Genomic DNA, 11573 nt, shown 5'->3' on the forward strand with positions numbered 1-11573 from the left:
CCGATGAGGACATCTTTCTGGCTTCTATGATATTTCATTGAGTTTCCATGTGTTAAGTTGTTCTACAGTAGGGTAATGGGTAAGGTCGGCATGGATAGGTACAACCGAGATATAGCCATGATCCAATGCCCATACGTCGGTATCGGTGCCTTCGTCTTCGCAGACGAACTTGCCCGTAAGCCAATAATAATTACGCCCGTGCGGACTGACGCGATGGTCAAAGCGCTCTTCCCAGTGGGCACGTGCTTGGCGGCATACCTTCACTCCCTTGATCTCTTCACGCTTGAGTTTGGGAATATTTACATTGAGTACCACTCCATGAGGTAGGCCATTTTGGAGTACATTCAGGGTAATATCACGTATAAAATCAGTACATTGGGAGAAATCTGCATTCCAATTCATGTCCAATAGGGAGAAGCCAATGGCGGGAATCCCCCCCACGCCTGCCTCTACCGCTGCACTCATGGTGCCAGAGTAGATCACATTGATAGAGGAGTTTGAACCATGATTGATGCCACTGACGCATAGGTCGGGGGTACGCTTAAGCAGTTCGTGCTTGGCTATCTTCACACAATCCACGGGGGTACCACTACAGCGATATTCTAAAGGAGCACCACTTTGGGTATGTACCTGTTCGCAGAATAGGGCAGAGGTAGTTGTAATAGCATGTCCCATACCACTCTGTGGTGAATCGGGTGCTACTACTACTACCTCTCCTAAAGGAAGCATCACCTGAATAAGGGCACGGATACCAGGGGCGGTAATGCCATCGTCATTGGTGATAAGAATTAAGGGCTTTTGCATAGCATCTCAAAATGATGGCGCAAAAGTACAAAAATAATGACAAATAACAAATTACTAGCGATAAATATTAGTCATCAGTAATTTGTTATTTGTCACTAGTCATAAACCATTAGTTATTCTTGCTTTTCTTTACAAGACCTACAATAGTCCCAACGATCAGTCCTCCTATGGCACCACCAACAATGCTATAGATGAAAGTAGCTATTGTGGTAGGTTTCAATTTTAGTAGGAGATCTTGAGTTGCTTCTATTTCCTCTTCTGTCATATTGGCAACAGCATCCGCCGACTTTTCTGAAGCTAGAGCCATGACCTTATCATAGTAGTCAGGATCAATAACAGTGGTATAGAGAACATTGTAGATACCTAACAATACTCCTGCAATGACCCCAACAACGGCTCCTACTTTCAGACCATCAGCCACAGTGAGTTGGTCATTGTTCGATGCCTTATACTGGATTACAGCTAAGTAGATAAAATAAGCATAGAGCCCTATGCTAACCAAGCTTAAGAGGATACTTAAACCTGTGTTACTTGTGTAAAGTGTCCCAGTAACATACTTGATAAGCTCAAAAGCGATTAAGGCAAATCCTAAGAAAAGCCCATTTTTGATAACAATGTTTTTGAATGCTGTGTTCATAAATTAGTAAATTTTACAGCACAAATATACGAATTATTTTTGAATGTCACCAATGTCTAATGAATAAAGTTCAATGATTTATGACAATTAATGATAGAAAAACAATTGTATAATCTAATTTGTTAAGATGTAATAAATTGTGTATTAGGCAATTAATAGATAATATTTTAACTATTAATTCGCATTTAAGAATAAAACTCAAGTTTCGTAAGCTCTATAACCTAAATAGTTATTTAGTTTGCAAAACTTGAGTGATTAATAATTAACAATTGATAATTATTTATTGGTTCCAGTCTATTTTTCTAGAAACATACATCACTACGGCCAAGATAGCAAAAAGCCCCAAACTGCCTACTAATAAAGCGTAGTTTTCCAGCTGGATAATTACATAGATGAATCCGTACAAGGCGGCTAAAGAAATACCAATGAAGGCTGGAAACCTCCTATTCTTGAGAATTGCTACCGAATACAGAGAGATAAGCCCAATGGTCATCACCGAAGAGATGAGGTACGCCAAGGAGAAACTACTATGCTCGGTAATGGATATTAGCAAGGTATAGAAAAGCACCAAGGCTAGGCCTATCATGGTATATTGGAAGATATGGATTTTTATCTTGCTGATACTCTGCAAGAGGAAGAATACAAGGAAGGTAAGCCCTATGACTAAGAATCCATATTTTACCGCTCGTTCGTTCTGCTGATACTCATCAACAGGGATTACAAAATTTACCTGATAGGCATATTGACTGATTCTCGGTAGCTCTCCGAAGGACTGCTGAGAGAAGGGACGGTTCAGATACAGTACACGCCAAGAAGCACTAAAGCCTTGGGGGGTAATTTGCTTGTCATAGGGAAGAAAATTACCAACAAAGCTTGGGTTAGGCCAATTGGACGAAATAGTACCCTCTGTGGTTTTTCCAATAGGAGCGATGGCGATGTTCTTGCTGCCGTCATAGGTAATAGAAAGCGAGAAATCCAAAGCCTTAGTCAGTATCTCCTTAGGAATAAAAGCGGTTTCCAGTGAGGCGATGGTACTGCTGTGGGAATCATAGTACATATCGTCTTCACTTTGGTAAGACATAGAACGTTCCCAAGAATAGCTCTCCTGTCCCTCTTGGTCATAGATAGGTTCAAAAGAGTAGGGCTTTCCAGCCAAGGTGATAGTAACAATATTCTTGATACTGCTGAGGTTAGTTGTACGGATAAGAATGGTGGCCTTGTCCCACTCTATATCCTCATCAAGTATTCCCTTAGCTGAGAAATCAGGGCTGGTATATTGCCCTGTAAAGTCCATAGTAGCGGTGAATACAGCCGACTCATAGTTGTTTCGTTTTTTTACCTCGGTCTCTACCTTCGAATTGTTCTTGAGTTCTTCAGGGAAGAAGTAAGCGTAGGAAGTAGTGTAAGCCGTACGCTTTACATCACTATAAACCTTGTAAGGAACCTTTAGAATAGGCCCATAGAAGTAGATAGCGCCGCCCCATTTTTCGTCAATTTCCTCTATAACACGCTCTTGGCGGTATTTTCTCTCTCGTACCAAGTCCTTGACAAAGGCTAGCGGGATGAGCAATAAGAGTGCTAAGGTTCCAATAAGGAACATACGGAAGGTGTTGGATTGCAATAGGTTTGCAAAAGTTGATTTCTGAGTGTTCATTTTTATAAAGAATTTTAGTTAGTTACAAGTGAAAAGTGAAAAGTGACGAGTGACAAGTCCTTAGAGGTATTAGTCATTAGTCATTATTAAAAAGCGCTTTGTATTTCAAAGTAAAAACCTAAAAAAATAATAGGAGCAGTTCGTCACTAATCACTCGTCGTTAGTCACTATTACTGGTCACTACAATGATTTTCTCAAGGGCTTCTAAGTGTTCTTGGAAGGCTTGGCGGCCTTTGGCAGTGGCTTTGTAATGGGTATTGGTTTTGCGACCGATAAAAGTCTTCTCCACGGTGATATATTCCTCATTCTCAAGGGCGCGGGTATGGCTGGCCAAGTTGCCGTCTGTAACGCCCAAGAGTTCCTTGAGGGTGTTAAAGTCGGCACTTTCATTGACCATGAGTACAGACATGATTGCCAAGCGAATACGATGGTCAAAGGCTTTATTGATATGTGCTAAAAGAGACTTCAATTTATGGTGTCTTAACTAATTCCTTTTTGGTTTGATATAGAAATTTTTATCACTTAAGATATTGGTAATCATGTATTTTCCTTGACTATTTTTCTTTAATTGAAGATCTACACAAGTCTTCTTTTTGTCTTCACTAAATTGAATGAAGCACACTTTATAGATATTGCTTTCTATGTGGGTGATTTTTAAGCTATTGTTGAGTGTTTTTGCCTCATAGTCCTGTCCTTGTATAAAAGGATCATATCCTGGTGAATAGTCTTCACCTGGTGGGGAGGGAGGAAATACTTTGAGAAACAATTCTTTAGAGAGATATTTTTTAAAAAGAGGCTCTTTGTCATCTAAGACCTCATCATATATTACTTTGTAAAACTCCTTCAAAGTAGCGATAGCCTTTTGGGTATCTGTATCATTGGTTTGTGCTCTTAGGGCTACTCCTCCCATGAGAAATAATAGAGTTGTGATAAAAATTTTCATAATATATTTATTATCCGTCCCATCCTATGTGGGTAATTTCTTTTCCTTCAAAGTCTATATCTAACAAATGATCAGGGGTAAAAATATCCCCAGCACTTATATGAGCAGCAACTCCTGTACTTCCAATATACATATGGCCGCTATATACCTCCAAAGTATTATACCAATTATCATCAGCCTGAGGGGTATATTCCCTACAATGCTCATTGTAATAGCTGATGAGTGTTGTTTTAGCATCCGAAAGCCATTCTAAATACTTATTTATACTATGCAAACAACTCTCTAAAGGAGTTTCTTTATTTATAAAGAAAGAAAAATCCTCTCCTTCTACCTCTTTGCCCAAAATAACTACTTTTTTCGTTGAGAGCACATATTCGCATTCCGACTCAAAATCTTCTACTTTCTCAAAATCAGTCACTTTAAGAGTTTTCTGCTTTTTCTTTGCTTTCAATTTGCGAATGTCCTTGATACAAAAAGTATTTTTATGTGTTTTGGCTTTGTCTTCCAAAACTAATAGTTTGCTTTTCTCCTTATAATTAGTATTGTCTGCAATGCGTAAGAAAGTCTCATAAGCAGAGAGATGGTATTCTAATAAGGTGTAAGTGTCAGTAAGGATACGCTCCTCTTCCTTAGTACGTTCTTCTTTGGCTTGCAAATCGTATAACAAGTCGTAAAGAGCGATAGCTCCTTCATGATGGTCTGCTGCTTTGCGAAAAGTATTAGAAGCATCAATATAGCGTTTTAAAACTTCTGTCATTACTTTATTTCTTTCTATTACGTTCGTATTTGAAGTGCATAATACCTCCATAAAGGATATGGCATAGGCCAAAACCTAAAGTCCAAAACAAAAGTCCATAACCAGGGAAATATGCAGCTAATAAACCTAATACGATTTCAGTAATCCCAAGGTAATGCACATCACCAAACGTATATTTGCTCACATTCACGCACGCCAATCCATAGAATATCAGGGTCATAGGAGCGAGCAAACCATAATGGCCATTCCTTAGAAGTAGCACACAGAGTACGCCTCCGGTGAGCAGAGGAAGGGCAAAGTTATATAAGGCACGCTTGGAAGTGGTATTGACCAAGGTTTCTCCATTGCGTTTGGCCTTGTATGCGGAAAACAAGTAAGCGGTAACTATGGAAGCGATGAGTACTTCCAAGGCAATCGCTATTAATTTCTTGAACGTGTAGCTCTCCAAAATCACATAAGGCTCCTGCAAATGGTGTGCTTCCAAAATCTTAAAGGCATAACCAGCCCCAATAAGGGCATACACCCCAGCCAATACTCCTGAGAGTCCGCTCAAGGAGAGAAATTGGGTGGAGCGACGCATCATCTGGCGTATTTCCTTCAGATCATCTAAGTATTTATGCTCTTCCATAAGAAAGTACTTTGAGTTGCAAAGTAACGATAAATAATTGATATAACCAAATGTTTTTTGGATTTTTTTATTTATCGAAATTTGAGGCGATTCTTTGGAGTTCTTCCTCAACATGAGAGGAAGTTAGTAGTGTGGTATTTACTATAGAAGTCCTTTTGTGGATAAAGACATTTCCTTCTCGGGGTTGGTAGAGCGTTTCCTGCATACTATTTTCATAGGTAGGAGGAAAATGAATGTGATATTTAATTTTGTCGAAAATCTTCTTTCGCTTATTAGTCATGCTTGTGATAATAGGAAAGATCCGAGTGGAGCTACAGGTTTCCATAAGTCGCTCTAAAATTTTGGTATGGCAATAGGCTATTTGGTCAAGATGACAAACAAAAACAACAATAGCAGGGAACTCTTTAGCCTCAATAGTTTTTTTATTTGGGCTAAAAGAGTTTGCAATAGAGGTATTTATTCTTCTTTCTTTTTCTTTCTCTAGGAAATGAAAAGCATTTTTAATCTCTTCAGGGGTTGATACACAGCTATATAGTTTATCTTTTTCAACCCAAGGAGTATAGGGGGTAATTAATTGATTGATAAATAGTTGTTCTTTTTCTAAAATGGGATCTATCCATATAATTTTTATATTGTCAGGAGTGTTTTTTAGTAGTAATGAGCATAAAATCGGATAAATAACATCCTTAGTAGCTTCTTTATTTGTTTCTTCTATCCAAATAGGGACTATCTTTTGCAAAGTAAATACTTCGGCTTCTTTGGCATTAAGCCCAAAAGTAATGGGAAAAGAAGTAGGAGAAGCCTCTTGAAAGCTTTTGCTTGAGAAGAGTTCCTTTGGGGAACAATGGTGAAATACTTGTTGATTTATACGCAATCGGACAAACATCTCTTGGATATCGTTAGTGGAAGGAGGAAGACTTATTACCATGGCTTTTCGCTCAAGTACTTTTCTTATGTGTGTATAGAGGAATAAATCAAGTATTTGGCTTAGAGCAATAAGACAATTGGCTTCCAATCGATTGTATTTGTAGCAAGTTATTCTAATCACAGGTAGCTGTGCCTCCTTAAGAAGCTTTTCTAAGGAGGAAAGCTTTGCCTCTATACTTTCTTTTATGAGGTCATCAAGAAGTCGGTTAGGGGTGCTGAACCTATCTAAATGTAATAAGGGTTTCATAAGCTCCGTGTTTTTGGGCAAAGATAAGGCAGGTAAAATATCATTCTTTGATACCCGATTTGAAACTATAAAAATTTGTTTATCTCCTTATAAAAACCTAATTTTGCGCTCAAGTATAAAAAGAAGTATAATATACTTCTTACAAAGACAGAACATAGTACTATGGATGAACTTAAGTGTATAGAAATCAATAACTTTACTACCCTATTGGGAAAGGAATATTCTCGCTTGGAACTGACCTATCAGCTTTTTGGGCAGCCCTTGGGGGAGGCTCCTGTGATTGTAGTGAATCATGCCCTTACAGGAAACTCTCAAGTCATTGGTAAGGATGGTTGGTGGAACCAAACAGTAGGGGAGGGGAAGCCTTTTGATACCCTTACACATACGGTGATTTGCTTTAATATACCTGGTAATGGCTATCGTAATGGAGCGCTAATTACTGACTATAAGCTATGGACAGCCCGCGATGTAGCGCGTATCTTCCTCTTGGGCTTGCAGCAGCTAGGAGTGGAACATGTGGATATCCTTTCGGGAAGTTCCTTAGGGGGCGGTATTGCTTGGGAGATGCTGGCATTGGCACCCCAATATATAACCCATTTTTTCGCAGTGGCTACCGACTGGAAGACCACTGACTGGGTAATAGCCAATTGCCTTGTCCAAGAACGACTCTTGGAGGGCAACAATCCCTTGCACGATGCCCGTATGCACGCTATGCTTTGCTATCGTACGCCTGCTTCTCTCAAGGAAAAGTTTGATCGTAGTGTCAATATAGAACGCAATCTTTTCAATACAGAGACTTGGCTGCTTCATCACGGAGAAAAACTCCAAAACCGCTTTACTCTTGAGGCTTATAAGCTGATGAATCAGTTGGTTAAAACGATAGATATTTGCAAGGATAGGGGAGGATTCGAGCAGGTAATGGCACCTGTGACTACCCAGATACATATCATAGCCACTGATACAGATTTGTATTTTGTGCCTGAAGAAAATAGGCTTACTTACGAGGCTTTAAAGCAAATGGGTAAGAAAACTACCTATCATGAAATCCATTCCATACATGGGCATGATGCCTTTTTGATAGAGTTTGACCAGCTGGATAGCTTTATTCGTCCTTGTCTCGGTGGCGTTGTGGCATAGTTATTGTAAGAAGACCTACAAATACCCATTTATGAGAGCGATATCCTTTCTTTTGTTCCTACTCACCACTACGGTGCTATGGGGGCAGCAACCACTTTCTCAGGCACAAGCTACGGCTTTCAAGGAGAAGGTGATGGCAAAAAATAAGACAATCAAAACCATGCAAACGGCTTTCACTCAAAGGAAGCATCTGGAGTTTATGGCTAATGATATAGAGACCAAGGGAAAAATGTTCTTTTCAGCTCCTGATAGGCTCAATTGGCAATATACAACTCCCTATCAGTATCAGATTGTCTTCCAAAAAGATCAAATTAAGGTCAATGATGCGGGGAAGGTCTCCCAGATGAAGGCGGATAATAAGATTTTTAAAAAGATTAATAGCCTGATTGTAAGTACGGTAAGTGGTAATATGTTTGACCAAAAAGAGTTTGCCGTAACCTTATATAATGAGGGAAAAGATACCAAGGCGCAACTCCAGCCCAAGGACAAGACCCTACTCAAGTACATTAAGGAAATACATTTGTTTTTCTCCTCTGATGCTTCTGTAGACCGAGTAAAGCTTATAGAACCTACGGACGATTATACAGAGATTACTTTTACTCATAAACAATTCAATACCCCTATTGATGATTCGGTTTTTGCGTTATAGTATTTTCCTCTTATGTATCAGTTGTGGAGCTTCCTATTCGTTGCCTGATACTTATCAGAAGGAAAAGACAGGGGAACACATACCCAACCCTTATTTTGACATAGGTGAATATCACCTAAGAGCTACCATTGAGGCTTATGGACATAGCTTCAATGGGGTATTGGCTATAAAAACCCTTACGCATAGCCATATCATTGCCTTGACTACCGATTTTGGTAATACGCTTTTAAAATTCTATTATAAAAGAGGGCAAGGCTGGCGTGTGGAATATATAACCGAGGCTTTAGACAGAAAGCCACTTATTAGGCTACTCCAGCGGGATTTCGAGGATTTATTGGAAGCTGATAGGTATGGGGATAAGTACCTTCATAATCAAGAGGTGGCTTATGTGGTCACGGAGGGAAAGAGGAAGGTGTATCTGTTTGAAAATCAAGATAAGAAAATATACCAACAACTCAATACGAAGAAGTCAAAGCCCTATACTACTTTTGTCGCTTATTATAGGCAGATGGGGGAACTCTCAGAGCTAGTAATAGAACATCACACCCTGCCTGTGAAGATGGTTTTAGACGTATTACCATGAAAATAAAGACCTTATGTTAGACGATTTTTATACACTCAACCAGATAGAACCTCAGGGCGAGGGGAAATACATTTGTCGCATTACCCTAAACCCTGCTCACCCGATTTTTGCAGGTCATTTCCCAGATAATCCTATTACCCCTGGGGTGTGTATGCTCCAGATTATCAAGGAACTTACCGAAAAAATTACTCAAAAAAAACTATTCTTGAGTAAGACCTCACAGGTAAAGTTTATGACTCTTATCAATCCCCATACAGCAGGGGAACTTTCCTTACAATTGGAGCTTACCGAGCAACCAGAGGTGATAGTGGTCAAGAATGTTACATCTTTTGGTGATACAATAGCACTGAAACTGACTAATACCTATAAGTTATGCTAAGATTTTGTTTGTTATGTTGCCTTATACCACTTTTTGCACAAGGACAATCGGTAGAGGAGATACGCAAGGTCTATACTACCGCCTCCACAACGAAGGAACATACAGCACAGTTCTACCAGCTTATGCAAGGGGTGAGTACAAACACCCCCTTATTGCAGGCGTATAAGGGGGCTGCCCTGATGATGTATGCCAAGCAATCGGGTAAGCTCCGGCAGTCTCTCAAAGAGGGTAAAGCCCTTATAGAAGGGGCAATAGAGAAAGAACCTAAAAATATAGAACTTCGTATGGTACGCCTTAGTGTACAAGAACACCTTCCTAAAGTGGTACCCTATCGCTCTGAGATAAAAGAAGATAGGGCATTTATACAAAATCATATTGCAGAACAGCCTCAACCTCTAAAGAAATATATAGAAAATTATATTAATAGCAAGGTCAAATAACAGAGAAGAGATGAAAAGTTATTCTACTTTTGTGATTTTCTTATTATTTTTTGTATATTTGCACCCATAAAAAAGTTTTAATCAAAAATTTTATATTATCAGACAAATGAAAGTATCGTATTTTTTAACAGCCCTGTACTTTTGTACAGCTTTTTTTAGCTTTGCACAGCCCAAACTGGAAGATTCTTGGAAGGATAACCACCTAAACGAAACCTTAGAGACACCTCTAGGGTTCTTAAGAAAGGAAAAAACTACTGAGAATAAGGTAGATTATTTCTTAGGAGTGGATAAGAACAACAAAATAAAGTATATAGAAACCAGTAGCTCTACTTTTAAAGTAGGTACTTACAACCTTACTACTAAGCTATTTGATTTCAAAAACTATACTTATACACGCTATTTTGATGGCTGGGGTTATTATCTTAGAATAAACCCTTCTTGGTGTGCTTATTTTGGTAAAGGAAAACCAACCAAGGATAGCCGCCCAATATTCTACTTCAACTATGATTTCGGTAAGGCTGAAGGCAAGCCTATCTTTGATGCTAATTATGAGGAAGTACTCGCCGCTCAGCAAAAAGCCGAAAAGGAAAAAGCAGAGAAAAAGGCTAAGGAGAAAGAGGCTATTGCTCAGAAAAATGCAGCCTATGAAAAAGAAAAAGCACGCTTAGAAAAAGAAAAAGAGGAGAAAGAAAAGGCTGAACTAGAACGCAAACTAGCTCTACAAAAAGAGGCAGAAAAGCGTAAGGCTGAAGAAGAAGCTAAGAAAAAAGCCGAAGAAGAAGCCAAGCAAAAGTATGCCCGTGAGGTAGCTGAGTATAACGCTAAGAAAGAGGCAGAGAAGAGAGCTAAGGAGGAAGAGAGAAAGCGCAAATCCGAAGAGTTCCGCACCGGTCAGCGAGTAGTGAATACAGAATCAGCCGAAGCAGCTAGCACTACCACTAGTAGTACATCGGAAGCCTTGCAAGGAGGAGAAAAACTCTTGGACGAAAACCTAAAAACGAAGATAAAGAAGTCCCTACGTGACTATCAAGCCTATATCAAGAAAAACCAAAAACGCACAGAGGCTTATCCGCTAGTGCTTATCAATTACAAAGATGTGATGGACTACCCACAGAGTGAATTGGCTAAAATCAGTAAGATAGTTTCCACTACAATTTTCAAAAAAGGAGCTCCCCGAACTACTGACTTTAAGGAAAAAGGACAAAATGGAGTAGTAATTATTAAAGTAGAGTTTAAATAGGTTTATTGTTTTTATTTAAAGAAAAAGGTATCGCTTTTGGGCGATACCTTTTTTAATTATCGAGTAAGTTTTTTGTATTTGATACGGGTAGGAGTTACTTCCTTACCGAGACGTTTTTTCTTGTTTTCCTCATATTCTGAGAAACTACCCTCAAAGAAATACACCTGTGAATCCCCCTCGAATGCCAAGATGTGGGTACAGATACGGTCTAAGAACCAGCGGTCATGGGAGATCACGACCGCACAACCGGCAAAGTTTTCTAACCCCTCTTCTAGAGCACGTAGCGTATTGACATCTAAGTCATTGGTAGGCTCATCTAGAAGCAGCACATTGCCTTCTTCCTTGAGGGTCATGGCTAAGTGCAATCGGTTGCGTTCCCCTCCAGAGAGGGTAGCTACTTTCTTGTTTTGGTCACTACCAGAGAAGTTGAAGCGACTTAGGTAGGCACGGGAGTTCACCTGACGACCGCCCATGAGGATGAGGTCTTGTCCTTCGGAGAAGTTTTCCCAAATGCTCTTTTCGGGGTCTATATTCTTATGGGTCTGATC

The 11573-nt window shown here is 39.5% G+C and carries 15 protein-coding genes; 6 read left to right on the top strand and 9 right to left on the bottom strand.

From position 1 onward, the window contains the following. Positions 1 to 24: 24 nt before the first annotated feature. The 8 genes from surE to Q0625_RS07985 all read right to left on the bottom strand — a co-directional run bounded on the left by surE (position 25) and on the right by Q0625_RS07985 (position 6597). Complete coding sequence (gene surE, locus Q0625_RS07950) at positions 25 to 804, bottom strand: 5'/3'-nucleotidase SurE (protein ID WP_276726961.1); 780 nt, start codon at positions 802 to 804, stop codon at positions 25 to 27. A 109-nt stretch (positions 805 to 913) separates the two neighbouring features. Further along, the gene (locus tag Q0625_RS07955; protein ID WP_298825537.1) at positions 914 to 1441 is read right to left on the bottom strand and encodes a DUF4199 domain-containing protein; all 528 of its coding nucleotides are present in this window, start codon (positions 1439 to 1441) and stop codon (positions 914 to 916) included. 280 nt (positions 1442 to 1721) lie between these two features. Further along, entirely contained in the window at positions 1722 to 3095 is a 1374-nt protein-coding gene (creD, locus tag Q0625_RS07960; RefSeq protein ID WP_298825540.1) for a cell envelope integrity protein CreD, read from the bottom strand. Positions 3096 to 3255: 160 nt separating this feature from the next. Continuing rightward, positions 3256 to 3564, bottom strand: coding sequence for a transcriptional regulator (locus Q0625_RS07965; RefSeq protein ID WP_298825543.1), 309 nt, complete (start codon positions 3562 to 3564; stop codon positions 3256 to 3258). A gap of 15 nt (positions 3565 to 3579) precedes the next feature. Further along, positions 3580 to 4038, bottom strand: coding sequence for a hypothetical protein (locus tag Q0625_RS07970; RefSeq protein WP_297974692.1), 459 nt, complete (start codon positions 4036 to 4038; stop codon positions 3580 to 3582). A gap of 10 nt (positions 4039 to 4048) precedes the next feature. Beyond that, positions 4049 to 4795: a hypothetical protein gene (locus Q0625_RS07975; RefSeq protein ID WP_298825546.1), complete on the bottom strand. Its 747-nt coding sequence runs from the start codon at positions 4793 to 4795 to the stop codon at positions 4049 to 4051. Between the two features lie 4 nt (positions 4796 to 4799). Then, a complete protein-coding gene (locus Q0625_RS07980) occupies positions 4800 to 5423 on the bottom strand; it encodes a hypothetical protein (protein WP_298825549.1) in 624 nt (207 codons plus the stop codon). A 67-nt stretch (positions 5424 to 5490) separates the two neighbouring features. Further along, positions 5491 to 6597: a hypothetical protein gene (locus Q0625_RS07985; RefSeq protein WP_298825552.1), complete on the bottom strand. Its 1107-nt coding sequence runs from the start codon at positions 6595 to 6597 to the stop codon at positions 5491 to 5493. Between the two features lie 162 nt (positions 6598 to 6759). Here Q0625_RS07985 and Q0625_RS07990 point away from each other — a divergent pair, with 162 nt between their 5' ends. The 6 genes from Q0625_RS07990 (at position 6760) to Q0625_RS08015 (ending at position 11025) form a co-directional block, all read left to right on the top strand. Further along, a complete protein-coding gene (locus Q0625_RS07990) occupies positions 6760 to 7734 on the top strand; it encodes an alpha/beta fold hydrolase (protein WP_298825560.1) in 975 nt (324 codons plus the stop codon). A 31-nt stretch (positions 7735 to 7765) separates the two neighbouring features. Further along, positions 7766 to 8383, top strand: coding sequence for an outer membrane lipoprotein carrier protein LolA (locus tag Q0625_RS07995; protein WP_298825562.1), 618 nt, complete (start codon positions 7766 to 7768; stop codon positions 8381 to 8383). Further along, positions 8361 to 8966, top strand: a complete 606-nt coding sequence (locus Q0625_RS08000) for a hypothetical protein (RefSeq protein WP_298825564.1) — start codon at positions 8361 to 8363, stop codon at positions 8964 to 8966. Before Q0625_RS07995 ends, Q0625_RS08000 begins: the two co-directional genes overlap by 23 nt. Positions 8967 to 8979: 13 nt before the next feature. After that, a complete protein-coding gene (locus tag Q0625_RS08005; RefSeq protein ID WP_298825566.1) occupies positions 8980 to 9345 on the top strand; it encodes a 3-hydroxyacyl-ACP dehydratase in 366 nt (121 codons plus the stop codon). After that, entirely contained in the window at positions 9339 to 9785 is a 447-nt protein-coding gene (locus tag Q0625_RS08010) for a hypothetical protein (RefSeq protein WP_298825568.1), read from the top strand. The genes Q0625_RS08005 and Q0625_RS08010 overlap by 7 nt, the downstream gene beginning before the upstream one ends. A gap of 106 nt (positions 9786 to 9891) precedes the next feature. Next, positions 9892 to 11025, top strand: coding sequence for a hypothetical protein (locus tag Q0625_RS08015; protein ID WP_298825570.1), 1134 nt, complete (start codon positions 9892 to 9894; stop codon positions 11023 to 11025). 56 nt (positions 11026 to 11081) lie between these two features. Here Q0625_RS08015 and Q0625_RS08020 read toward each other — a convergent pair. Then, positions 11082 to 11573, bottom strand: a 492-nt coding sequence (locus Q0625_RS08020; RefSeq protein ID WP_298825572.1) for an ATP-binding cassette domain-containing protein, incomplete at its 5' end; no start/stop codon positions are given.

This window comes from uncultured Capnocytophaga sp. (assembly GCF_938029845.1).
GTDB lineage: Bacteria > Bacteroidota > Bacteroidia > Flavobacteriales > Flavobacteriaceae > Capnocytophaga.